At 63.6% G+C, this 24,148-nt stretch carries 18 protein-coding genes; 11 read left to right on the top strand and 7 right to left on the bottom strand.

From position 1 onward, the window contains the following. Positions 1-112 precede the first annotated feature (112 nt). The 3 genes from B0G83_RS11340 to B0G83_RS11350 all read left to right on the top strand — a co-directional run bounded on the left by B0G83_RS11340 (position 113) and on the right by B0G83_RS11350 (position 3,984). Positions 113-1,573, top strand: coding sequence for a cobyric acid synthase (locus B0G83_RS11340; protein ID WP_105507513.1), 1,461 nt, complete (start codon positions 113-115; stop codon positions 1,571-1,573). Positions 1,574-1,714: 141 nt separating this feature from the next. Then, a complete protein-coding gene (locus tag B0G83_RS11345; protein WP_105507514.1) occupies positions 1,715-2,131 on the top strand; it encodes a DoxX family protein in 417 nt (138 codons plus the stop codon). Between the two features lie 341 nt (positions 2,132-2,472). Continuing rightward, positions 2,473-3,984, top strand: a complete 1,512-nt coding sequence (locus tag B0G83_RS11350) for a Fic family protein (protein ID WP_105507515.1) — start codon at positions 2,473-2,475, stop codon at positions 3,982-3,984. 77 nt (positions 3,985-4,061) lie between these two features. Here B0G83_RS11350 and B0G83_RS11355 read toward each other — a convergent pair whose 3' ends face one another. Further along, positions 4,062-4,481 (bottom strand): PaaI family thioesterase, encoded by a 420-nt coding sequence (locus B0G83_RS11355; RefSeq protein ID WP_105507516.1) that lies wholly within the window; start codon positions 4,479-4,481, stop codon positions 4,062-4,064. A 246-nt stretch (positions 4,482-4,727) separates the two neighbouring features. Between B0G83_RS11355 and B0G83_RS11360 the strand changes: the two genes are divergently transcribed. Continuing rightward, complete coding sequence (locus B0G83_RS11360; protein ID WP_105507517.1) at positions 4,728-5,366, top strand: ParA family protein; 639 nt, start codon at positions 4,728-4,730, stop codon at positions 5,364-5,366. Between the two features lie 91 nt (positions 5,367-5,457). On the opposite strand, the gene panD is transcribed toward B0G83_RS11360, so the two are convergent. The 4 genes from panD to B0G83_RS11380 form a co-directional block, all read right to left on the bottom strand. Continuing rightward, entirely contained in the window at positions 5,458-5,844 is a 387-nt protein-coding gene (gene panD / locus B0G83_RS11365) for an aspartate 1-decarboxylase (RefSeq protein ID WP_012432059.1), read from the bottom strand. A gap of 54 nt (positions 5,845-5,898) precedes the next feature. After that, positions 5,899-6,732 carry a pantoate--beta-alanine ligase gene (panC, locus tag B0G83_RS11370; RefSeq protein ID WP_105507518.1) on the bottom strand — a complete coding sequence of 278 codons (834 nt, stop codon included), beginning with the start codon at positions 6,730-6,732 and terminating at the stop codon, positions 5,899-5,901. Positions 6,733-6,899: 167 nt separating this feature from the next. Then, positions 6,900-7,775: a ScpA family protein gene (locus B0G83_RS11375; protein ID WP_105507699.1), complete on the bottom strand. Its 876-nt coding sequence runs from the start codon at positions 7,773-7,775 to the stop codon at positions 6,900-6,902. 10 nt (positions 7,776-7,785) lie between these two features. Continuing rightward, on the bottom strand, positions 7,786-7,971 hold the full coding sequence (locus B0G83_RS11380; RefSeq protein WP_007175923.1) for a DUF3460 family protein: 186 nt from the start codon (positions 7,969-7,971) through the stop codon (positions 7,786-7,788). Between the two features lie 433 nt (positions 7,972-8,404). On the opposite strand from B0G83_RS11380, the gene B0G83_RS11390 reads away from it, so the two are divergent. Next, entirely contained in the window at positions 8,405-10,240 is a 1,836-nt protein-coding gene (locus B0G83_RS11390; protein ID WP_105507520.1) for an autotransporter assembly complex family protein, read from the top strand. A gap of 28 nt (positions 10,241-10,268) precedes the next feature. Next, a complete protein-coding gene (locus tag B0G83_RS11395; RefSeq protein ID WP_105507521.1) occupies positions 10,269-14,660 on the top strand; it encodes a translocation/assembly module TamB domain-containing protein in 4,392 nt (1,463 codons plus the stop codon). 165 nt (positions 14,661-14,825) lie between these two features. On the opposite strand, the gene metG is transcribed toward B0G83_RS11395, so the two are convergent. Both metG and B0G83_RS11405 read right to left on the bottom strand, forming a co-directional pair. Beyond that, a complete protein-coding gene (gene metG / locus B0G83_RS11400) occupies positions 14,826-16,961 on the bottom strand; it encodes a methionine--tRNA ligase (protein ID WP_105507522.1) in 2,136 nt (711 codons plus the stop codon). Positions 16,962-17,330: 369 nt separating this feature from the next. Beyond that, a complete protein-coding gene (locus B0G83_RS11405) occupies positions 17,331-17,984 on the bottom strand; it encodes an OmpA family protein (RefSeq protein WP_105507523.1) in 654 nt (217 codons plus the stop codon). 345 nt (positions 17,985-18,329) lie between these two features. On the opposite strand from B0G83_RS11405, the gene apbC reads away from it, so the two are divergent. From apbC to B0G83_RS11430, 5 genes are all read left to right on the top strand, one after another. Beyond that, complete coding sequence (gene apbC, locus B0G83_RS11410; RefSeq protein ID WP_105507524.1) at positions 18,330-19,418, top strand: iron-sulfur cluster carrier protein ApbC; 1,089 nt, start codon at positions 18,330-18,332, stop codon at positions 19,416-19,418. Between the two features lie 131 nt (positions 19,419-19,549). After that, positions 19,550-20,083, top strand: coding sequence for a superoxide dismutase family protein (locus tag B0G83_RS11415; RefSeq protein WP_105507525.1), 534 nt, complete (start codon positions 19,550-19,552; stop codon positions 20,081-20,083). Positions 20,084-20,416: 333 nt separating this feature from the next. After that, a complete protein-coding gene (gene dcd, locus B0G83_RS11420) occupies positions 20,417-20,986 on the top strand; it encodes a dCTP deaminase (protein WP_012432068.1) in 570 nt (189 codons plus the stop codon). Between the two features lie 87 nt (positions 20,987-21,073). Beyond that, on the top strand, positions 21,074-23,359 hold the full coding sequence (locus B0G83_RS11425; protein WP_105507526.1) for an arginine/lysine/ornithine decarboxylase: 2,286 nt from the start codon (positions 21,074-21,076) through the stop codon (positions 23,357-23,359). A 2-nt stretch (positions 23,360-23,361) separates the two neighbouring features. Next, positions 23,362-24,132, top strand: coding sequence for a lysozyme inhibitor LprI family protein (locus tag B0G83_RS11430; protein WP_105507527.1), 771 nt, complete (start codon positions 23,362-23,364; stop codon positions 24,130-24,132). The last annotated feature ends 16 nt before the right edge of the window (positions 24,133-24,148 follow it).

The following is a 24,148-nucleotide window of genomic DNA, read 5'->3' on the forward strand; positions in this document are numbered from 1 at the left end:
GGCGGCGGCGGGGTGGGATAATGCCGCGTTTCCCTTCACGGCCGACCCCCCGCACCTCGTGAACACCACCTCGACTCCCCAAGACGCCATCCCCGTCCCACGCGGCACGCTGATGATTCAGGGCACCACATCCGACGCCGGCAAGAGCACGCTGGTGGCCGGTCTATGCCGCCTCGCGCTGCGCGCGGGCGTGCGGGTCGCGCCGTTCAAGCCGCAGAACATGGCGCTGAACAGTGCGGTCACGATCGACGGCGGCGAGATCGGTCGCGCCCAGGCGTTGCAGGCAGTGGCCGCGGGAATCGCCGCGCACACCGATCTGAATCCCGTGCTGCTCAAGCCGACGAGCGATCGCGGCGCGCAGGTCATCATCCAAGGTAAGGCACGCATGAATCTCGATGCTCGCGCTTACCACGACTACAAACCCATTGCGTTCAAAGCGGTGCTGGAATCGTATGCGCGTCTGCAGGCCGGCTACGACGCGATTTTTGTCGAAGGCGCGGGCAGCCCCGCCGAGATCAATCTGCGCGATCGCGACATCGCCAACATGGGTTTCGCGGAGGCCGTGGATTGCCCGGTCGTGCTGGTGGCCGACATCGATCGTGGCGGCGTGTTCGCGCATCTGACCGGCACGCTCGCGTGTCTGTCGGCGAGCGAGCAGGCGCGGGTGCGCGGCTTCGTCATCAACCGGTTTCGTGGCGATATCAGTCTGCTGCAACCCGGTCTCGATTGGCTCGAAGCGAAGACCGGCAAGCCGGTGCTCGGCGTCGTGCCGTATCTGCACGGCCTCACGCTCGACGCGGAAGACATGCTGCCGCCGGACCTGCGCGCGGCCCATCGCGGCGACGCGCAACGAATGTTGCGCGTGGTCGTGCCGGTGCTGCCGCACATCAGCAACCACACCGATTTCGATGCGCTGCGCGCGCATCCGCAGGTCGATTTTCATTACGTGCGAAGCGGCATGCCGATGCCGCCGGCCGATCTGATCGTCCTGTCGGGCTCGAAAAACGTGCCCGGCGATCTGGCGTTTCTGCGCAAGCAGGGGTGGGACGCGGTGCTGCAGCGGCATCTGCGTTACGGGGGACGGGTGATCGGCATTTGCGGCGGCATGCAGATGCTCGGCCGCGAAGTGGCCGATCCGCATGGCGTGGAGGGTACGCCGGGGATCTCGGCGGGACTCGGCTGGCTCGATTACTCGACCGTGCTCACGCGCGACAAAACGCTGAAGAACGTCACCGGGCGCCTCGCGTTGCCCGGTTCGCCGGAGGTGTCGGGTTACGAAATTCATATGGGTGAGACGCACGGCCCGGCGCTCGAATCGCCCGCGCTGCGGTTGGGCGATGCGGATGCCGCGCGTCCCGATGGTGCGCTTTCCGCGGATGGGCAGATTCTCGCCACCTACGTGCATGGCCTGTTCGACACGCCGGCAGCTTGCGCCGCGTTGCTGGGGTGGGCAGGCTTGAGCGACGCCGAGGCGATCGACTATCCGGCCTTGCGCGAGGCGTCGCTCGAACGACTTGCCGACACGCTTGCAGAACATCTCGATCTGGCGAGGCTTTTTGGCGCGATGGCCTGATCCCAATCAACACGTTGGTGCCGATTAAATCGTAATGGGAAATAATCTAAGCCGATGGAATGGTTTTTCACCTCATATGGTTCGAATAGAGTCCTGACATCGACGGCTGGTTTTGGCCGTCTCTCTCTTCAAGGACTCGTCATGAACTCGAACCGCTCCGCCGATCTGGCTGCTTTACTGCTGCGCGTGGCCTTGGGCGTGCTGTATCTCGCGCACAGCCTGCAAAAAATCTTCGTCTTCACGCTGCCGGGCACGGCGCAATTTTTCGTCTCGCTGGGTTTGCCGGGCTGGCTTGGCTATGTGACGGCGTTCGTCGAATTGCTCGGCGGCATTGCGTTGCTGCTCGGCGTGCAGGTTCGCTGGGTCGCGCTGGTGCTGCTGCCGTTCATGCTCGGCGCGATGTCGGCGCATTTGCATAACGGCTGGGGCTTCGCGTCGCCGAACGGCGGCTGGGAATATCCGGCGTTCTGGGCGGTGACTTTGGCGGTGCAGTCGTTACTGGGCGGCGGTGCGCTGGCGCTGGGTAGTGTGAAGACGGTGCGGGCCGCGGTGGCGTAAGGGCTGCGCGGAATAACGAGCGGCACACGCTGACACGCAAATCTATCGCTTCCATCGTTTCGTTTGAAAGCTGATTTCGATTCAAAGAAGCCCATGTACGTCTACAACGTGCATGGGCTTCTTTGCGTTCGGTATGTTCTGTTTGTTAAATTCAATGATATTCGGACAAGATAAGTCGACAATCGAGTGATATTCGGACAAAAGTCGGACGGGGGGCCGTCGAATTCAGTAGTTTCCGGCAGGTTGTTGGGATGAGGGCGAAAGACAACCCCCTATATTTCGGTCAATAATATACGTGATTATTCTATTTTCCGGACAAGCTGACAACCGCAGGGCGCACAATGATTCAAAATTCGGACAAAGACACGGCGGAAGTCCTCTTTTCCGCAGAAGATGATTCGCACGCCCGCGCCTTGCGCCGCCTCGCCGAGGCCGGGGCGCTTCGGCGTATTTATGTGGGCGTCTACACGCGAAACGTGGATAGTCCAGTAGAAGCCGTCGTTCTTCGCAACTGGGCTGCGATAGTGAGTCATCTTCTGCCAGGCGCCGTGCTGGCTTACCGCTCAGCACTGGAACATCGGCCGGTTGACGGTGTCCTTCATGTCCGTCGCGGCCGCACGCGCCGCAAGCTGGAATTGCCCGGGCTCATCGTCGAGGTGTTTTCCGGAGCCGGTGCGGGGCCACTGCTCGAACCGCCCGTGCCAGATTTGCCGCACAGAAGCATTTATTTGCCGAGCGAGGCGCGCGGCTTCCTCGAGAACATGGGGAGCGCGCGCGGTGCGACTGCGCGGGTGCTTCCGCAGGAAGATATCGAGGCTCGCCTCGACAAGATTCTCACCATTCGGGGCGACTTCAAGTTCAACGACCTGCGGGACCAGGCGAAAGCCATTGCCGACAAACTCGACATGACGGCTGAGAGCAAGCGTCTGGACGGCCTCATCGGCGCAATGCTCGGCACGCACGAAGAAAAAAAGCTTCGCGGCAAACTGGCGCTTGCGCGCGCTGCAGGCAAACCGTACGATCCCGACCGCCTGGAACTGTTCGACGTGCTGCACGGTGCGCTCGCCAGCGGCATCTTCGCGCATCCTGCCGATCCGGCAAGCAAGGGCATGGCGCTGGAGAATTTTGCCTTCTTCGAAGCCTACTTTTCGAATTTCATCGAAGGCACCACGTTCGAAGTTGAAGAAGCCGAACAGATTGTCTTTGCGGGAGCCATCATTCCTAATCGTTCGGAAGACTCTCACGACATTCTGGGTACCTTTCGGGCGGCCAGTACGACACCGTGGCGAAATCAGCCAGCACCGACGGCCGATCATTTTCTCGCCTGGCTTAAGAGTGTGAACGCCCTGGTGATGCAGGCGCGACCGAATAAGCGGCCCGGTCAGTGGAAAGAGAAGCGCAACATGGCCGGCAACACGCTCTTTGTCTTGCCGGAACAGGTTCCCGCAACCCTCGCGGAAGGTTTCGAACGCATCAGTTCGCTGAAGGATCCTGTCGCCCGTGCGTTGATGACAATGTTCGTCGTCTCGGAGGTCCATCCTTTCCTGGATGGTAACGGTCGCTCGGCGCGGCTCGCGATGAACTGCGTACTCAGCGAAGCCGGCGTGTGCCGGATCATTGTTCCGACGGTGTACCGCGAAGATTATCTGCTGCCGCTAAAGCGGCTGACAAATGACCGTGACGCGGCACCGTACATTCGTACGATGACGCGAATTCACGACTGGACTTCGCGCTTCGACTACGATCAACCACGACATGATGTGCAGCACCAACTTGATCGCTGTAGTGCCTTCAAGGAAGACCTGAAGAATTACCGGTTGATATTCCCTGAGGATGGGGCCAGTCAGGGCTGACAGCGGATACGTTATCGACCGCGCGCCGCATGCTCGACGAACCGGCTCTCCAACCCCTCACCGCAGCACCCCCACCATCAATACAACACGATCTGCGTACACCGAAACAACGCGATCGTCTTGCCGTTCGGATCGGTCACCGTCGCATCCCACACCTGCGTGCTGCGCCCCAGATGCACGCCCCGGGCAACCGCGCGGATCGTGCCTTCGGTCGCCGTGCCGAGAAAATTGCTTTTCAGCTCGACGGTCGTGAAATTGCGTGCCGTTTCCGGCAGATGCGCGAGGCACGCGTAGCCGCACGCGGTGTCGGCGAGCCCGATCACGGTGGCGGCATGCAAAAAACCGTTCGGTGCAAGCAATTCTTCTCGCACGGTCAATTCCGCGGTCAGAACGCCTTCTTCCAGCGACAGGACTTGCACGCCCAGCAGGCCGGGCAGCTTGCCCCGCTGGCGTTCGTGCAGGCGCTCGACGGTATATTCCGGGCGGAGTTTGCTCATGGATGGATCGCTCCCAGGTGGAAAAATCGATGGTGCCAGGCGGTCATTTGGCCGCCTGGGGGCTTCGGCCCCAGTGCATTTCTCGATATTATCAACGGCTGGATCGGCACGCGTGCCCGAAACCGGCAGGTCCCGTAGCGGGCCGGCGCGAGATCGGAACAGGCGCGGAGCAAACTCAGAGCGAAGTCAGAACGACACGCGCGGCAAACCGGCTGGCGGCGACCAGCCTTCTTTCCGGGAGAATTCATGACGGTGATTGTGGTGGCGAATCCGAAGGGCGGCGTGGGCAAGAGCACGCTGTCCACCAATCTGGCCGGCTATTTCGCGGCGTCGGGCGAATGGGTCGCCCTCGCGGACCTCGACAAGCAGCAGTCCGCGCACGCGTGGCTGTCGTTGCGCCCCGACACGCTACCGGCCATCGAAACCTGGGAAGTCAATCCGGACACGCCGGCCAAGCCGCCCAAGGGGCTGGAGCACGCGGTGATCGACACCCCCGCCGGCTTGCACGGCAACCGGATGAATATCGCGCTGGATCTGGCCGACAAGGTAATCGTTCCGCTCCAGCCGTCCATATTCGACATTCTCGCCACGCAGGACTTTCTGGAGCGTCTGGCGAAGGAAAAAGCGGTCCGCAAGGGCGCGATCGAAATCGGCGTGGTCGGTATGCGTGTCGACGCGCGCACGCGCTCGGCGGAACAGCTGCACCGCTTTGTCGAAGGATTGAATTTGCCAGTGCTGGGCTTTTTGCGCGACACGCAGAACTACGTGCAGCTCGCGGCGCATGGCCTGACCCTCTGGGACGTCGCGAAAAGTCGCGTGGAGAAGGATCTGGAGCAGTGGCAGTCGATCGTCGCGTGGGTCGACGGGACGGCGAAGAAGGGCTGAGGCGGCGCGCCGTGCAACCGACGGCGCGCGAATTACAACGGAGCAGACGCGCGGCAAGCGGGTTGAAGCTTCACGCCAACCGCGCCGACCCTCAGGTCCAGTTTTGCGTCGGCACGTGATCGCGGCTGCCCTTGATCTTGTTGTTGTCGTCGACGAACACCAGATCCGGCTTCCAGCCCGCCTTCAATTCGGCCTCGTCGACCACCGCGAACGCCGCAATAATCACCAGATCGCCCAGCTGCGCGCGCCGCGCGGCCGAACCGTTCAGCGAAATCATGCCGCTGCCGCGCTCGCCCTTGATCGCGTAGGTCGAGAAACGCTCGCCGTTGTTGATATTCCAGATGTCGATCCGTTCGTTTTCGACGATGTTCGCCGCTTCCAGCAAGTCTTCGTCGATCGCGCACGAGCCTTCGTAGTGCAGCTCGCAGTGCGTGACCGCGACACGGTGGATCTTCGACTTCAGCATGTTGCGTTGCATGACCAATCAATCCCTTGTGGCTTTTGATGCGGGTCTGCGCCGGCCGAGGCCGGGTCAGATTTCGAGGTTGTCGATGAGGCGTGTGGCGCCGAGTTTGGCGGCGGCCAGCACGACCAGTTCCGCGTCCGCATCTTGCGGACCCGGCGGCAGCAGATTCGAGCGCTTGCGCACCGCGATGTAATCGGGCTGCCAGCCACGTGCGGCCAGGGTGGCCATGGCCGCCTGTTCGATTTTCGCGAAGTCGCGGTCGCCGGCCAGCACGGCTTCGCGCACACGATTCAGTTCCGCGGCCAGCACCGGCGCCTCGGCGCGTTCGGCAGCCTGCAGATAGCGGTTGCGTGAGCTGAGCGCGAGGCCGTCGGCGTCGCGAATGGTTTCAGCGGCGATGATGTCGGTCGGCAGCGCGAACTGGTTGCACATGCGGCGCACGATCATCAACTGCTGGTAGTCCTTCTTGCCGAACACCGCGACGCGCGGCTGTACACACGACATCAGCTTCATCACGACCGTACACACGCCCTGAAAGAAGCCGGGCCGGAACTCGCCTTCGAGGATGTCGCCGAGATCGTGCGGCGGATGTACGCGGTATTCCTGCGGCTCCGGATAGAGATCTTTTTCCGTCGGCGCGAACAGCACGTAGACGTTTTCTTTCTGCAATTTTTCGATGTCCGCTTCCATCGTGCGCGGGTATTTGTCGAAATCTTCGTTCGGACCGAATTGCAGACGGTTGACGAAGATGCTCGCCACCACCGGATCGCCGTGCTGGCGCGCGAGACGCATCAGCGACAGATGCCCTTCGTGCAGATTGCCCATGGTCGGCACGAAGGCCGTGCGATTCTGGCCGCGCAACTGGTCGCGCAATTCATGGATCGAGCTGATGACTTTCATGATCGGACAGGGATTTCCTCGCGCGGCGCGAGACTCGGTCGATGCGAAACCTCAAGGAATCGCGCGGTCCGCCGCCTCACTGGTAATGACAGGTTCGGAGCGCGGGATTGTAGTGGATTTGCGCGTCGTACGCACCGAAACGAGGCGTATCGGTGCGTACTGTGAGATCAGGCCGGCGAATACGCGAGCCGCACGTAGATCGGCGCGAACGGTTCGGCCTGGGTGATTTCGACCAGCGACTCACGGCACAGCTCCAGCATGGCGATGAAATTCACCACCACCACCGGCACACCCTTGGTGGTGTCGAACAGGTCCGCGAATTCGACGAAGCGCGCGTTTTGCAACTGCCGCAGGATCGAGCTCATATGCTCGCGCACCGACAGCTCTTCGCGCGAAATCTTGTGATGCTGGACCAGCTTGGCGCGCTTGATCACGTCGGCCCACGCGGCGCGCAGGTCTTCGCTGTCCACGTCGGGAAAACGCGGCGTGATGCTTTGCTCGATGTAGACCTCGGCGCGCAGAAAATCGCGCCCGAGTTGCGGCAGCTGGTCGATACGCTGCGCGGCCAGCTTCATCTGCTCGTATTCGAGCAGGCGGCGCACCAGTTCCGCGCGCGGATCCTCGGCTTCTTCGCCGCTGTCGGCCTTCTTGACCGGCAGCAGCATGCGCGACTTGATCTCGATCAGCATCGCGGCCATCAGCAGATATTCGGACGCAAGTTCGAGATTGGTCTGGCGCAGCTGGTCGACGTAGCCGAGATACTGCACCGTGACATCCGCCATGGGAATGTCGAGCACGTTGAAGTTCTGCTTGCGGATCAGGTACAGCAACAGATCCAGCGGTCCCTCGAACGTTTCGAGGAACACCTCGAGGGCGTCCGGCGGGATGTACAGGTCGGTGGGCAGCTTGAAGAGCGGCTCGCCGTACAGGCGCGCGAAAGCGATGCCGTCGACGGTGTCGGGCGTCGAATCGGTGGCGGGCGCGGCTAGCGCGGCGTCGGCGGATGCCGGCGTCGCGCCGTGAGCCTCGTCGGCGTGACTCACGCTCACCCGATTAGAAGTTTTGATAGTACGAGTAAGGCGTCTGCTCCACGCGCGAGGCTTTCTGCTCGGCGCGTTCTTCCAGATCTATCGGCTGTTTGTCCCACAGCAGCGCGCGGCCGCGGCGCTGCTCGGCTTCCAGGTTGGGCTTCTGTTGCTTGAGCTGGTTCAGGAACTGGGTGATGTCCGATTGATACATGGCTCGACGTCCGTGGTGGGTGAGGGGCGGCTGCTCGCCCGGAATCCGCTGGTGTAGCGGGAGGGTGCCGGGTGGCCGCGCCGTTATTCCATAATTTTACCCGATGCGCCGCGCGCGGACGAAAAACGTCGGCAGGGGCGCGATGGAAGAGGGGTGGTGCGCGCGGCCGGCGCGCACCACCGTGAAAAATCCCGGAACCCGGCTTGTGTGCGGTGCGTCAAAGGCGGGCGCGAGGCGGGCGCGAGGCGGGCGCGTCGCACGGCTGCGTGGCGCGGTTGAACTCGCGTTGCGCTGTGTCCGGCGGCAAGCGGCGGCTGCGCGCTTCGCGCCCTTTAAGAGATCGGCGGCCTTGCGCCGATGTGGTCAAATAGCGTGCTTCGGCCGCCGCGGCGCGCCTGAGCGACAAATTCATCAACCCGGCCGGAGGTCCTGTTTGGCGGTATGTGCGATCGAAAAGCCGCGTCAGCGGCGCGGCAAGGCCGGCACCCGGCGTGGACATATCACGCCCATGTTGCGCTGGCTGCGCGCGTGGCTGGCGTTCGGCATCGTCATGCTGACGCTGTCGGCCGGCGCGGCGCACGCCGCGCGCCCCGCCGCCAGCTACAAGGTCGACATCGACGCTTCGCCGCGCTCGCTGCGCAAGCTTCTTGAGGCACATCTGGATATCGCGCGCTTTGCCAAACGACCCGACATCAGCGACGACCAGTTCGAGTTTCTGATCACCGCCACGCCCCAGCAGGTGCGTGATCTGGCGGCCACACAGGGCTATTTCACGCCGGTCGTGCGTACCGACGTGCGCACCGTCGAGAACGCGAAACGCGTCACGGTGAGCGTCGATCCAGGTCCGCAAACCCGCATTTCATCGGTCTCGCTGTCGTTTCGCGGGCCGGTGCTGACCGAAGACCCCGCGCAGGAGAATGCCGCGCGTTTCGCGTTTTCGCTGCACGAAGGCGATGCGTTCTCGCAGGGCGACTGGGAGGACGCGAAAAATGCGTCGTTGAAGGCGCTCCAGGCGCGGCGTTACCTGGGCGCGAAAATCTACCATTCCGAGGCGCGCGTCGATCCGCGCACGCACGAGGCCAAACTGTCGGTCACGTATGACAGCGGGCCGACCTTCACGATGGGCAAGCTCGACGTGTCGGGCACCCGGCGCTATCCGGAACAGATCGTCGACAACGTCAACCCGATCTCGGTCGGCGACATTTACGACGTGCAGCGCGTCGCCGAATTGCAGCGGCAATTGCAGAACACGCCGTATTACGCAAGCGTCGCGATCGACGTGGACAGCGACCCGGCCAAACCGGTCGACACGCCGGTGCACGTGAAAGTGTCGGAGTATCCGTACAACAGCATCCGTGGCGGTCTCGGCTATTCGACCGACAACGGCCCGCTGGTCCAGGGCGCGTATTCCTATCTGGATACCTTCGGCAAAGCATGGCCGTTCACTGTCGAAGGCCGCGCCGACCAGATCCAGCAATACGGGCAAATCCAGCTGGCCATGCCGCCGGGCCCGCGCGCGTGGACCAATAGCGTGCTGGCGTCCTACACCACGACCGACGTTTCCGACACGCGCATCTACAGTATCCGCGGCGGCGTGCAACGGGCGCGCACCTCGCAGTTCATCGACTACAACTACTCGATCCTCTACTACCAGGACCGGCTCGATCAGAACGCGATCGCGCCGACCACGAGCCGCGCGCTGGTGCCGTCGTGGTCGTGGACCCGGCGCGATACCGACGACCCGCTGTTCCCGCGCAAGGGCAATCTGATTCACGCCGAGGCGGGCTTCGCGGTGAAGGGCGTGCTGACGGACCAGACCTTCGTGCGCGGTTACGCGCGCGGCCAGCAGTACCTGCCGATCGGCAAGGAAGACCTCGTGGTGCTCCGCGCCGAACTCGGCGGCGTGTTTACCAGCGGCAGTTCGAGCGGCATACCGGCATCGCTGCTGTTCCGCGCCGGCGGGTCGAATTCGGTGCGCGGCTACGGTTATCAGAGCATCGGTAACGAGGTCGATGGTTCGGTGCTGCCCACCAAATATCTCGTCACGGCCGCGGCCGAGTACCAGCACTGGTTTTCGCACGACTGGGGCGCCGCCGCGTTCTTCGACGTCGGCACCGCCACTGATACCTGGGGCGAAAAAGTCTTTTATCCCGGCGTCGGCGTGGGCGCGCGTTGGCGCAGCCCGGTCGGCCCGGTCAATGTCGACGTCGCGTATGGCATCCGCAATAAAGACGTGCGGCCGTATCTGACGCTGGGCATCGCCTTCTGATGGACACCTGTTTCGACATGATTCCCGCATGACAACGGACGTTTCCGCTCAACCACCCGCACAGCCGCCCGGCACTCACCCGCCGCAGCCGCCGTCGTCCGATGCGCCGCCGCCTAAGCGCCGGCCCGGCCGTCTGTTGCTGAAAACGCTTGCGTGGACGGTCGGTGTGCTGGTGCTGCTGGTCGCCCTGGCGGTCGGCCTAATGTATGGCGCGCTGACCACCAAGCGCGGTACCGCCTATGCATGGCAGGCGGCGGTCAAACTGCTGGGCGGCAAGCTGAGCGGCACGCTCGAAAGCGGCACGCTGGCGAACGGTTTGCAATTGCGCCAGGTGCGCTGGCGCAGCCTCGACGGCAGCGGCACCGATATCCAGATCGACCGCGTGGCGGCCGGTTGGGGGCTGACGCGCGAGCCGTGGCGGTTGACGATCGACTATCTGCACGTTGGCACCGTCGAGGCGCGCATCGGCGCGTCGTCGTCCAGCAGCAGCGAACCGCTGAAGCTGCCGCAAGATTTGCGTTTGCCGATGCAACTCGAGGTCCGCGACGTTCAGCTCGACAAACTGCTGCTGCGCGAAGGCGGGGCGACCACTGAATTTTCGCGTTTCATGTTTCATGGGCGCAGCGACGGGCGTCATCACGAGGCCGCGATCGAGCGCCTCGATACGCCGTTCGGCGCGGTGACGGCGTCGGCGAAACTGGACGGCGTGAGGCCGTTCGCGCTGACCGGCGACGTCGGCTATTCAGGCAAGGTGAACAACGAGGCGGTGCAGGTGGGCGGCCATCTGAGCGGCTCGCTTGAAAATCTCGTCGCTGAACTCGATGCCAGCGGCATGAAGCTCGCCGGTCACGCGCGCGTCGAAGCCACGCCGTTCGGCGCCGTGCCGTTGCGACGTGCCACGCTGACTTTCGATCACGTGAATCCGCAGGCGTTTGCGCCGGGTGCGCCGCTGGCGGATCTGGCCGTGCGGGCGGAGTTGCAGCCGGTGTCGCAGGATGGGGCGGGGACGGTTGTGTTGGGGGCGAGCGCGGCAACACCTGTCAGCGCTGCCGCGCCCACTAGCGCAGCAACGACGGGCGCGTCCAGCACAGCGCCGGCGCCGTTTGCTGGCGCTGAAAACGCCAAAGCCGGCGGCAAGCAAACCACCAGATCCAGCGCTGCGAACTTCGCCGTCGCGGGCCATGTCTCGATCGTCAACGCCAAGCCCGGCGCGATCGACCAGAACCTGCTGCCTATCATCGACGCCAACGCGGACGTGCGTCTCGACGCCGAGTCGCAGCGCATTTCGAACCTGGCCGTGCGGCTCGTCAAAAGCGCCACGCTGCGCGGCGGCGGCACGCTGACCGGCAAACGCGGGCAGTTCGATCTGCAGGTCGCCGGGCTCGACCTGAATGCGCTCGAAGCCACCGTGCGGCCCACGCAACTGTCCGGGCCGATCGGTATTCGTTTGAACGACGACATACAGAGCGTCACGCTGGATCTCGCCGATCCGAAAGCCGTGCTGCGTGCTCAAGGCAAGATCACGTTCGACCCTGCGCGAACCAGCTTCAACGATGTGCGCGTCACGTCGGGCAAAGGCCGTATCGATCTGTCCGGCGCGCTCAAGCACGACGCGAATTCCACCTACAACCTGAAAGCGCAACTGACCGATTTCGATCCGCTGACGCTGACGTCGCAGATGCCGTCGCGCAAGCCGGTGAGCGGCGCGGCGTCGACTTCCGCCTCCGCGGCCGTTAGTGCCAAAGGCAAGAAAGGCGCGCCGGCGAGCAAGGCACAAACCAAAGCCACAGCCGAAGTGGGTAGCACGGCGGGCGCGAAAAGCGCTGCGCCCGCCGACCAAGCCGCCGCTGCGGTGAAAAACACCGCCAAGGCGGCGGCGAAAACCGAGCTCGCTCAGCGCGAGACACCGCCGCCCAAACACGTCGCACCGGCACCCCGCAAGGGCAAGATCGAAGCGCGCGTGAACGGCACGCTCACCGCGGCCGGCATGCTCGGCCCGGTGTTCACGACCAGGGCCGAATTCAAGCTGGGCCCGAGCGTCTACGACAACCTGCCGCTGACCGGCGGTGGCACCGTCCAGCTAGCCGGTTCGCGGATTCTGCCGAGCCGCGCGAACCTCTCGGTGGCGGGCAATCAGGTGGATCTGCAAGGCAGCTTCGGCGCGCCAGGCGACCGCTTGCGGTTTCGCGTCGACGCGCCGCAACTCGAGCGCCTGGGGTTCGGCCTTGCGGGCCTGATCGCGGCCGACGGCGACGTGACCGGTTCGTTCGCGCATCCGAACGTCATGCTGAATTACAAGGCCGACAGCGTGGTGTTCAGCAGCAACCGCATCGGTCATGCGGAAGGTCACGCGGAGTTGCGCGACGGCGCGAACGGCGCACTCGTCTTCACGACCGACGCGCGCGATCTGAGCGCGGGCGGTGTCGATCTGACCACGCTTACCGCGCGGCTCTCCGGCACGCGCGCGAATCACACGCTGGAAGCCGCGGCCACCGGCAAGTTGCAGGACCGTCCGCTCGATCTGACGCTCGCCGCGAACGGCAAGCTGACCGACGCGCGCGACGGCACGCACTGGGACGGCACCGTCACCCGTTTCCAGAATCGCGGCACGCCGGCGTTGAACCTGGAGTCGCCGCTCGCCGTGAGCGCCGGGCCGCAGCGGCTCACGCTCGGCGCCACGCGTCTGACGCTCGAAGGCGCTGTCCTCAGCCTGAAAACATTCGCCTTTGATCACGGCAAGATTCAGTCGGCCGGCACCTTGACCGACATTTCGCTCGCCCGTTTGCAGGACCTGCGGCGTGAGATCACCGGCGAGCCGGCGGCCGTCAAAACCGATCTGGTCTTCGACGGTGACTGGGACTTCGCGCTCGGCAGCACGGCAAGCGGTCATATTCAGTTGAAGCGCCGCGGCGGCGACGTCACCGTCGAAATTGGCCGCGGACTCGCGTCGCTGGGCATCACGGACATCACCGCGCGTGCCGAATTCAGCGGCGGCAACCGGCTCAACGCCACCGTGCACGCGCAGGCGAGCCGGATCGGCGTGATCGACGCCGACGCGCACACCACGCTGGTGGCGCGCGACGGCTTCCTGACCGTCAACGAAGAGGGCGCGTTGAGCGGCAACGTGAATGCGAATGTCCCGTCGCTGAAAACGACCGGCGGGCTCTTCGGGCCGAGCTATCTGCTCGACGGCCACCTGGCGCTCAAGCTCGCGCTCGGCGGTACGGTCGCCAAGCCGAACCTGACCGGCTCGCTGCTTGGCGATGGCCTTTCCGCAACGATGGTCGATCAGGGCGTGCAGTTGAAGGACGGCGTGGTGCGCATTGCGTTGTCGCAGAATCTGGTGGACTTCCAGCAGGTCGAGTTTCACGGCGCGAGCGGCACGCTGCGCGCCACCGGCCGCGTGCGTCTGGACGGCGCGGAACCGGATCTGACGGCGAGTATCGTCGCCGACAAGCTCGAATTGTTCGCGGCGCCCGACCGCAATCTGTCGCTGTCGGGTAGTGCGAGCGTCGCGAATGCCGGCGCCCAGGGTGGGCTAGCGATCAACGGCAAGTTCGCGGTCGATCACGCGTTGTTCGACTTGCCGGAGCAGGCCGCGCCAAAGCTCGGCGACGATGTGGTGATCGTACGCCCGGACGGCACCGTGGCCGGCGAGCGGTCGCCGCCGGTCGCGGGCACCAACAAGCCGGTCGGCCCATTCGCGCCGCGCGCCGATATCGACATCAGCCTCGGCAACAACTTCCGTTTCCGAGGGCAAGGCGCCGATCTCGGCCTGACCGGCACGATTACCGCCTTGAGCGCGCCGAATCTGCCGCTGCGCGCGGTCGGCAACGTGCGGGTCACGCAGGGTTCGACCTACACCGCGTTCGGGCGCAAGCTCAATATCGAGAATGGCTTCTTCACGTTCAATGGCCCGGTGGCCAATCCTGGCATCAACATCCTGGCCATGCGCCGTAATCAGCAGGTCGAGGCGGGCGTGCAGGTGACGGGTACGGTGCAATTCCCGGTGGCGAAGCTGGTGTCCGAGCCGAACGTGGCGGACAACGAAAAGCTCTCGTGGCTGCTGTTCGGTCACGGCACCGATCAGGGCAATAACCTCGGTCAGCAAAGCACCATGACCACGGCGCTTGCGTTGCTCGGCAGCGCAAGCGGCAAGCGGATCGCGCAGACCTTCGGGCTCGACGAGTTTTCGATCGGGCAGAGCGAGGTCGGGCTGACCGATCCGCAGGTCGTGATGGTGTCGAAGGCGATCAGCGAATGGCTCGTGCTGGGCTATGAGCAGGGTCTGCAGTCGGCCAGCAACGCGATCAAGGCGACCGTCAACCTGACGCGGTATTGGTCCGTGGCAGCGTACGGTGGCACGTTCTACGGCGCGACGCTGCTTTATACGCGGCGCTTCGACCGGATCCGATGGTGATGCGTTGACATGTAGCGTTTGAGCATTACCTTTGCGCAGGCAAAAAAACGGCACGCTTTTTTAAAGCGTGCCGTTTTTGTTCGTGCCTGAAGCGAAATGCGGTGCGGTGCGCTGCACGGCGATGTAGCGATCAGCGAGCGCCACCGTGAAGCAGCGCCACGCGTATTACTTCACGCGCATGCCCGGCTTTGCGCCGCTGTGCGGTTCGAGAATGTAGAGGCCCGGTTCGGCCTTTTCATCCGTTGCGGATGCGGCGAGCACCATGCCCTCCGACAGACCGAACTTCATCTTGCGCGGCGCGAGGTTCGCGACCATCACGGTCAGCTTGCCGATCAGCTGTTCCGGCTGATACGCCGACTTGATGCCGGAGAACACGTTGCGGGTCTTCTCTTCGCCGATGTCGAGCGTGAGTTGCAGCAGTTTGTCCGAGCCTTCCACCGCCTTGCAGTCGACGATCTTCGCGATGCGCAGATCGATCTTCGCGAAGTCGTCGATCGAGATGATGCCCGACGCTTCGTCCTGCTCTGCCGCGGCGGCCTTCGCTGCCTTCGCCTTGGTCTTCGCGTCGGCCGGCGCCGCGGCTTCCGGCGTGGCTTGCAACGAATCGCGGTTGGCGGCCAGCAGTGCCTCGATCTGCTTCGGATCGACACGCGTCATCAGATGCTTGTACGCGTTGATCGGGCGCGCGGAACTGAGCGGCACGTTCGCGTCGGCCCACACCAGCGGCTCGATGCCGAGGAACGCTTCGACCGCTTCGGCCAGCTTCGGCAGCACCGGCTTCAGCGCCAGCGACAACAGCCGGAACGCCTCGACGCTGACGCTGCAGGTTTCGTGCAGCGCGACACCGTTCGCCGGGTCTTTCGCCTGATCCCACGGTTTCGCGGTGTCGACGTAGGCGTTGACCGTGTCCGCCAGGTCCATGGTCTGCCGCAGCGCGCGGTTGTACTCGCGGGCCTCGTAGTTCGCGGCGATCTGCGGCACGGCGGCGCGCAACGTGGCGAGCAGCGGATGCTGCATCGCACTGTCCTGCACGCGGCCGTCGAAACGCTTGATCAGAAAACCGGCGGCGCGGCTCGCAATGTTCACGTACTTGCCGACCAGATCGCTGTTCACGCGCGCCTGGAAGTCGTCGAGGTTCAGGTCGAGGTCTTCCATCGTGCTGTTCAGCTTGGCCGCGAAGTAATAGCGCAGCCATTCCGGATTCAGGCCGGTGTCGATCACGCTTTGCGCGGTGATGAAGGTGCCGCGCGATTTCGACATCTTCGCGCCGTCCACGGTCAGGAAGCCGTGCGCGAACACATTGGTCGGCGTGCGATGCCCCGAAAATTCGAGCATGGCCGGCCAGAACAGCGTGTGGAAATACAGAATGTCTTTGCCGATGAAGTGATACTGCTCGGCCTTCGACCCCTTGTTGACCCACGCGTCGAAATCGAGCCCGCGCTTTTCCGCGAGGTTCTTGAAGCTCGCGTAGTAGCCGACTGGCGCATCCAGCCACACGTAGAAATACTTGCCCGGCGCGCCCGGAATTTCGAAGCCGAAATACGGCGCGTCGCGCGAGATGTCCCAGTCGGCGAGTTTGGCTTCACCGGCGTCGCCGAGCCATTCGCGCATCTTGTTGGTCGCTTCGGGTTGCGCCAGACCGCCCACCCAGGCGCGCAGGAAATTCTCGCAGCGCGGATCGGACAGACGGAAGAAGTAGTGCGTCGAGGTCTTGCGGATCGGCGTGGCGCCCGAGACGACCGAGAACGGGTTGATCAGCTCGGTCGGCTGGTACGTGGAACCGCAGACTTCGCAGCTATCGCCGTATTGGTCTTTCGCGCCGCACTTCGGGCACTCGCCCTTGATGAAGCGATCCGGCAGGAACATTTCCTTGACCGGGTCGTACGCCTGTTCGATATCGCGCGCTTCGATCAGGCCCGCTTCCTTCAGCGCCAGGTAAACGTTTTCGCTGAGAACGCGGTTTTCTTCGGTATCGGTCGAGTAGTAATTGTCGAACGAAATCCCGAAGCTGTCGAAGTCGCGCTTGTGCTCCTGCCAGACGCGGTCGATCAGCTGCTTCGGCGTGAGACCTTCCTTTTCCGCGCGCAGCATGACCGGTGTGCCGTGCGTGTCGTCGGCGCCCACGTAATAGACCTCGTGCCCGTGCATTCGCAACGTCCGGACCCAGATGTCCGTCTGGATATATTCAACCAGATGGCCGATATGGATTTGCCCATTCGCATACGGAAGGGCCGACGTGACGAGAATCTGGCGACGGCCTGACGGCGCGCCTGCGGAGAGATCGGTTGCGGGTGCTGACATAGGGATGGCGGGAGCCTGCGGTGGGACGAAAGGTTGATTCTAGCAGGGCAGGCGTTCGGCGCGGGGCGGGCCGGGTGCCCGGACGGCCCGCGTGGGACGGCGCCGGATCGTGGCGGAGCGCGAAGGTGTGTTAACCGAGCGCCCAAAAAAAACCGGGGTTATTAACCCCGGAGCAACAACGACAAGAGGAGAATGGTGACGCGGCGGCGATCGCCAACCGCGTACCGTAAAGACAGACAGCGGATTTTCGGCAGAGTTCGAAATTTTTTCGGTCCGCGCGAGATTTTGATTCTTCCGCTTTTTACGGTTTGTCACGAGCCGGCGCTCAGGTCTGCCGGCCGGCCCCCACCTTCCTCCCCAGTCAGATGCTTATTGCGTGGTGTGCTGAGCCGTGGCGCGCAGATAGATTTCCACGCGACGGTTCGCTGCACGGCCGGCTTCGGTGTTGTTGTCGGCGATCGGCTGATTCTGGCCCATGCCTTGTGCCGACAGACGCTGCGGCGCGACGCCGCGTTGGCCCAGATAGCCCGTCACGCTTTCCGCACGATTGACCGACAGCGTCTGGTTATAAGCCGGCTGACCCGTGCTGTCCGTATAGCCGACCACTTGCGCGATCACTTCCGGGTTCTGCTGCAGGGTCTGCGTCAGTTGGTCCAGCACCGGCGCGAACGACGGCTTGATTGCGTAGCTGTTGGTGTCGAACGTGACCGAGCTCGGAATGTTCAGCTTGAGCGAGCCGTCCGGCTGTTCGGTGATCTGCGTGCCGGTGCCCTTGGTGGCGCCCGACAGCTTGTTGTGAATGGCTTGCCAGTTGTAACCCGTGATGCCGCCCACCGCCGCGCCGACGCCCGCGCCGATCGCCGCGCCCTTGCCGCCGCCGAAGATCGCGCCGAGTGCCGCGCCGGTGCCGGCGCCTACGCCCGTGCCGACTGCGGTGTTAGTGCCTTGTTGGGTGGCGCAGCCTGCCAGCAGCGAGCCGGCAACGGCGAAAACGGCCAGGCGAGTCATGATTTTTGCATTCATTTTCGATTCCTCTTGAGTGAAGCGGGTAAAGCAGCGAGTGGTGGTCAATCTGAGAGCTGACCATTCCAGTAGTCCAGTAAAGCAGACGGATCGAAAGAAGGGGAAATTCCGGTTCTTTCACCGCCCCGGTCCGACAGTGAAGCAGGGTCTTCCGGCAAGGCCCGGCGCGAGCCACTACAATAATGGCAGACGTACACGACGATGCGGCCCCATGGCGTTTCGCCTGCCCGAAGCGTGCCCGGCACGTCTGGTTTTCGCAATGCCGTCTAACAATTTCTTTCAAATTCCGGCGCGTGGCCGAGACTTCGATTCCGCCGCGCCGCAGGTGTTCCCCACGGAGTGTCAATGAGTATCGATCGGGCTATGGTGGACGCTGCCCTCGCAGCCGTCACTGACCCCAACACCGGCCGGCCGTACGCGGCAGCCAAGAACATTAAAAACGTCGCCGTGCAGGATGACACGGTTAGCCTCCAGGTGGTACTCGGCTATCCGGCCAGGCGCCAGTTCGAAGCGATCCGCGCGCAGTTCGGCGCGGCGCTGCAAGCCGTGCCGGGTGTGGCGAACGCGCGCGTCGAGGTAAGCCAGGAAGTCGCTGCGCATACGGTACAGCGCGGCGTGAAACTCTTGCCGAACGTTAAAAATATCGTCGCCGTGGCGTCGGGCAAGGGCGGTGTCGGCAAGAGCACGACCGCGGTGAACCTGGCGCTGGCGCTGGCGAGCGAAGGCGCCTCGGTCGGCATTCTCGATGCGGACATTTACGGCCCCTCGCTGCCCATGATGCTGGGCATCGAAGGCCGCCCCGAGTCGCCCGACGAAAAGTCGATGAACCCCATGACCGGCCACGGGCTGCAAGCCAATTCGATCGGCTTTCTGATCGAGCAGGACAACCCGATGGTGTGGCGCGGCCCGATGGCCACGTCGGCGCTCGAACAATTGCTGCGCCAGACCAACTGGCACGACCTCGACTACCTGATCGTCGACATGCCGCCGGGCACCGGCGACATTCAGCTGACGCTGTCGCAACGCGTGCCCGTGACCGGCGCGGTGATCGTCACGACGCCGCAGGACATCGCGTTGCTCGACGCGAAGAAGGGCCTCAAGATGTTCGAGAAGGTCGGTATTCCGATTCTTGGTATCGTCGAGAACATGGGCATGCATATCTGCTCGAATTGCGGCCATGAAGAACATATCTTCGGCGCCGGCGGCGGCGAGCGGATGGGCAAGGAATATGGCGTCGAGGTGCTCGGCAGTTTGCCGCTCGACATCGCGATCCGCGAGCAGGCCGACTCGGGCAAACCGACCGTCGTCGCCGATCCCGATGGGCGCATCGCGGAGATCTACCGGTCGATCGCACGCAAGGTCGCGGTCCATATCGCCGAGCGCGCGCGCGACATGACGTCGAAGTTTCCCAGCATCGTCGTGCAGAACACCTGAGCGGCCCTTGGCCAAAGGGCTTACGCAGGGCGCAAGGGGGCAATTTGCGCCGGGTCTCGCGGTATCATGTCGGCTTCACAAGTTCGGCTCAGCGGCCGCAGGGGCGGCCGCCTGGCCGGCAAGAGGATCGCATGGGAAAACGAATCGACGGGCACGCGGTACATGCGTTCATCGTCCTGGCTGCCGGCAGCGTGCTGCTGTGCGGCTGCAGCACGTTCCTGAGACCACAGGAAAAGCGCGCCGACGCGCAGTTGCTGCCCACCGTGGGCAACCAGGCGCGCGGCCTCGTCACGTTTATCGAGCGCTCGGACGGCGTGCAGGTGACCTACAATCTCGCGGGCCTGCCGCCCAATAGCGACCACGCGTTGCAGGTTCACGAACGCGGCGACTGCAATGCCGCCGACGGTTCCAGCGCGGGCGAAGTGTTCTCGCCGGCCGCCGAGCGTCTGAAAGCGGGCGCGCGGGTCGAGGGCGATCTCGGCAACATTCATGCGGATGCGAACGGCGTCGCCACTGGTTTCATCGTGGCGCCCGACGTGTCGCTGGACGGCATCCGCTCGGTGTTGCAACGCGCGGTCGTGCTGCATCGCGATCCGAGCGATTCGTACGCGTATCCGCCGCATGGCGCGGGCCCCGCGCTCGCCTGCGGGCTGATTCACCAGTAATTGGCGGGCGCCGCCCGAGGCCGCTCCCAAAGGCGCAAGCGAACTAGCCCGGCGAGCCGGCAGGCCGTCTGGAGGCGCGCATCGGGGCGATCTCATCCCCCATGCACGGCACCAATCTCACGATCGCGTAAAATAAGCGCCTTTCGTTCGGGCACGTAGCCGGACATCGTGCAGGACACCGCCGGATCGAGCGATACAGCCCGTTCAAGCCGCCACGGCGGTGCGCGGTCGAGCGCTTTGGCCCGAAGTCGCGAACTTAGCCGAAAGTTGCCTGGTCCCAACCGGGTTGTTATCCGTCACACATCTGTCATTCACGTCGAGCAGCGTTCACCTATGACCATCAAATCCGACAAGTGGATCCGCCGCATGGCCGCGTCGCACAACATGATCGAGCCGTTCGCGCCCGACCAGGTGCGCGTCTCCGAAGACGGCCGGAAGATCGTCAGCTACGGCACGTCGAGCTACGGCTACGACATTCGCTGCGCCGACGAATTCAAGATCTTCACCAATATCAACTCGACCATCGTCGATCCGAAGAACTTCGACGAGAAGTCGTTTGTCGACTTTAAGGGCGACGTCTGCATCATCCCGCCGAATTCGTTCGCGCTGGCTCGCACGGTCGAGTATTTCCGCATTCCGCGCAGCGTCCTGACCGTGTGTCTGGGCAAGTCCACGTATGCGCGTTGCGGGATCATCGTCAACGTGACGCCGTTCGAGCCGGAATGGGAGGGGCACGTCACGCTGGAATTCTCGAATACGACACCTTTGCCTGCGAAAATCTACGCGAACGAAGGCGTCGCTCAGGTGCTGTTTTTTGAAAGCGACGAGATTTGTGAAACGTCGTACGCGGATCGCGGCGGCAAATATCAAGGTCAGCACGGCGTCACGTTGCCCAAGACCTGACGCCGGCAGCGTATCGACTCACCAGTTACACCGGGTGACCGCTGCTATTTACAGAATGCAGCGGTCGTTCTTTTTGGAGAATCGCCCATGAAGTTTCGTTTTCCCGTCGTCATCATCGACGAAGATTTTCGCTCCGAGAATATCTCGGGTTCCGGCATCCGGGCTTTGGCCGAAGCCATCGAAAAAGAAGGCGCGGAAGTCCTCGGGTTGACGAGCTACGGCGATCTGACTTCGTTCGCGCAGCAGTCGAGCCGCGCGTCGTGTTTCATCCTGTCGATCGACGACGACGAACTGCTGCCCTATGTCGATAACGTGGTGGTGGAAGGCGAAACACCCGAACTGGCCGCGGCGATCGTCGCCTTGCGCGCGTTCGTGACCGAAGTGCGCCGCCGCAACGCGGATATTCCGATCTTCCTGTACGGCGAAACGCGCACGTCGCGCCACTTGCCGAACGACATCCTGCGCGAACTGCATGGTTTCATCCACATGTTCGAGGACACGCCGGAGTTCGTCGCGCGTCATATCATCCGCGAAACCAAGGTGTATCTGGACTCGCTCGCGCCGCCGTTCTTCAAGGAACTGGTGCAGTACGCGGACGAAGGTTCGTATTCGTGGCACTGCCCGGGGCACTCGGGCGGCGTGGCGTTCCTGAAGAGCCCGCTCGGCCAGATGTTCCACCAGTTCTTCGGCGAGAATATGCTGCGTGCCGACGTGTGCAATGCCGTCGACGAACTCGGTCAGCTGCTTGACCACACCGGTCCGGTGGCCGCCTCCGAGCGCAACGCCGCGCGCATTTTCAGCGCCGACCACGTGTTCTTCGTGACCAACGGCACGTCCACGTCGAACAAGATCGTCTGGCACGGCACGGTTGCGCCGGGCGACATCGTGCTGGTGGACCGCAATTGCCACAAGTCGATCCTGCACGCGATCACCATGACCGGCGCGATTCCGGTGTTCCTCACGCCGACGCGCAATAACTTCGGCATCATCGGCCCGATTCCGCGCAGCGAGTTCGAGCCGGAAAACATCCGCCGGAAGATCGAGGCGAACCCGTTCGCCCGTGAGGCGCTCGCGAAGAATCCGAATCTCAAGCCACGCATTCTGACTATCACGCAGAGCACCTACGACGGCGTGATCTACAACGTCGAAATGATCAAGGAGATGCTCGGCGACTGGCTCGACACGCTGCACTTCGACGAAGCCTGGCTGCCGCACGCCGAATTCCACGAGTTCTATCAGGACATGCACGCGATCGGCGCGGGCCGTCCGCGGATCGGCGCGCTGGTGTTCGCCACGCACTCCACGCACAAGCTGCTGGCCGGCATTTCGCAGGCTTCGCAGATCGTCGTGCAGGATTCGAAGAACAGCCGCTTCGACAAGCATCGCTTCAATGAAGCGTATCTGATGCACACGTCGACCAGCCCGCAGTACGCCATCATCGCCTCGTGCGACGTGGCCGCGGCCATGATGGAAGCGCCGGGCGGCCCCGCGCTGGTGGAAGAATCGATCGCCGAAGCGCTCGATTTCCGCCGCGCGATGATCAAGGTCGACGCCGAATACGGCGACGACTGGTTCTTCAAGGTGTGGGGCCCGGAACAGTTCGCCGAAGAAGGCATCGGCTCGCGCGAAGACTGGGTCCTGCGTCCGAACGACGCGTGGCACGGTTTCGGCCCGTTGGCCGAAGGCTTCAACATGCTCGACCCGATCAAGGCGACCATCGTCACGCCGGGTCTGGACATGGACGGCGGCTTCGGCGAGACCGGCATTCCGGCCGCGATCGTCACGAAGTATCTGGCCGAGCACGGCATCATCGTCGAGAAGACCGGGCTGTATTCGTTCTTCATCATGTTCACGATCGGCATCACCAAGGGCCGCTGGAACTCGATGGTCACCGAACTGCAACAGTTCAAGGACGACTACGACAACAACCAGCCGCTGTGGCGTGTGCTGCCCGAGTTCGTCGCGCATCACCCCATGTACGAACGCGTCGGTCTGCGCGATCTGTGTCAGCAGATTCACAGCGTCTACCGGGCCAACGACATTGCGCGTCTGACGACCGAGATGTACCTGTCGAGCATGGAACCGGCAATGAAGCCGTCCGACGCGTTCGCCAAGCTCGCGCACCGCGAGATCGACCGGGTACCGATCGACGAACTCGAAGGCCGCGTCACGTCGATTCTGTTGACGCCGTATCCGCCGGGCATTCCGCTGCTGATTCCGGGCGAGCGCTTCAACAGGACCATCGTCAACTATCTGCGGTTCGCGCGTGAGTTCAACGAGCGCTTCCCGGGATTCCATACGGATATCCACGGGTTGGTCGGCGAAACGATCAACGGGCGCATCGAGTACTTCGTCGATTGCGTGCGCGGTTGACGATGCGCAAGACGGTGGACGTCACGATCGGGTTGCTCCGTGGCGCGTGGCGGCGCGCGGTCCCGGCGCTGTCGTTGCCGCTCATATCGGGATCGGGGCTGGCCGCGGTCACGTTGTTCGCCGCGTTGCTGAGCATCGCGTCTTCGCCGGCGCATGCCGAGGTCGCCGCCGCCGATCCGATCGACGCATCGATGCGCGCGTGTCTGGCGCGCAGCGACATGTCGTCGACGACCGGGCAGGTGCAGTGCATGGACAATGCGCGGATCGGCTGGAAGAGCGCGCTCGACAACGCGTGGCAGCAGCTTCAGCCGAAGTTGCCGGCCGCGCGTCGCAAGCAGTGGGAAAAAAGCCAGGCAAGCTGGCTGGCTTCACGCGACGCCGAGAAGCAACTGCTGGCCGCGGTATTCGCGACGACGCAAGGCTCGATGTACGTGCTGGCCGAAGCCGATATGCAGTTGCAGCCGGTGCGGGACCGCGCGCAGGCGTTACGCAGCGCGGTGGCCAACGCCGGCAGCGTTCCCCCGGGCCGGTTGCGGGCGTGCCGTTCGGACGCGCAATGCGAACACGCGACGTTCGATCTGAACCGCTATTACCGTCGGTTGCAGAGCAAGATGCCGGCGCGTTCACGGCCGACGCTGGTGCGCGCGCAACGCGCGTGGAATGCGTATCTTGATGCGACCACGCCGCTGCTCGACGAGCGCGGGCGGATCGATATCATCGGGGCGCGGGTGGCGACGCTTAAGCGCCTGTCGGAGACGGTGGGTAATAGCTGAGCGTCTGCGCGCTCGG

This window comes from Paraburkholderia sp. BL21I4N1 (genome assembly GCF_002973525.1).
Classification (GTDB): Bacteria; Pseudomonadota; Gammaproteobacteria; order Burkholderiales; family Burkholderiaceae; genus Paraburkholderia.

Bases quoted from the DNA above. Each gene is read 5' to 3' on its own strand.
- B0G83_RS11430 (WP_105507527.1), top strand. From the start codon at position 23,362: ATGCGCAAGACGGTGGACGTCACGATCGGGTTGCTCCGTGGCGCGTGG.
- B0G83_RS11345 (WP_105507514.1), top strand. From the start codon at position 1,715: ATGAACTCGAACCGCTCCGCCGATCTGGCTGCTTTACTGCTGCGCGTG.
- B0G83_RS11350 (WP_105507515.1), top strand. From the start codon at position 2,473: ATGATTCAAAATTCGGACAAAGACACGGCGGAAGTCCTCTTTTCCGCA.
- B0G83_RS11380 (WP_007175923.1), bottom strand. From the start codon at position 7,971: ATGTATCAATCGGACATCACCCAGTTCCTGAACCAGCTCAAGCAACAG.
- B0G83_RS11355 (WP_105507516.1), bottom strand. From the start codon at position 4,481: ATGAGCAAACTCCGCCCGGAATATACCGTCGAGCGCCTGCACGAACGC.
- B0G83_RS11415 (WP_105507525.1), top strand. From the start codon at position 19,550: ATGGGAAAACGAATCGACGGGCACGCGGTACATGCGTTCATCGTCCTG.
- B0G83_RS11425 (WP_105507526.1), top strand. From the start codon at position 21,074: ATGAAGTTTCGTTTTCCCGTCGTCATCATCGACGAAGATTTTCGCTCC.
- apbC (WP_105507524.1), top strand. From the start codon at position 18,330: ATGAGTATCGATCGGGCTATGGTGGACGCTGCCCTCGCAGCCGTCACT.
- panC (WP_105507518.1), bottom strand. From the start codon at position 6,732: ATGAAAGTCATCAGCTCGATCCATGAATTGCGCGACCAGTTGCGCGGC.
- dcd (WP_012432068.1), top strand. From the start codon at position 20,417: ATGACCATCAAATCCGACAAGTGGATCCGCCGCATGGCCGCGTCGCAC.
- B0G83_RS11405 (WP_105507523.1), bottom strand. From the start codon at position 17,984: ATGAATGCAAAAATCATGACTCGCCTGGCCGTTTTCGCCGTTGCCGGC.
- B0G83_RS11340 (WP_105507513.1), top strand. From the start codon at position 113: ATGATTCAGGGCACCACATCCGACGCCGGCAAGAGCACGCTGGTGGCC.
- metG (WP_105507522.1), bottom strand. From the start codon at position 16,961: ATGTCAGCACCCGCAACCGATCTCTCCGCAGGCGCGCCGTCAGGCCGT.
- B0G83_RS11360 (WP_105507517.1), top strand. From the start codon at position 4,728: ATGACGGTGATTGTGGTGGCGAATCCGAAGGGCGGCGTGGGCAAGAGC.
- B0G83_RS11395 (WP_105507521.1), top strand. From the start codon at position 10,269: ATGACAACGGACGTTTCCGCTCAACCACCCGCACAGCCGCCCGGCACT.
- panD (WP_012432059.1), bottom strand. From the start codon at position 5,844: ATGCAACGCAACATGCTGAAGTCGAAGATCCACCGTGTCGCGGTCACG.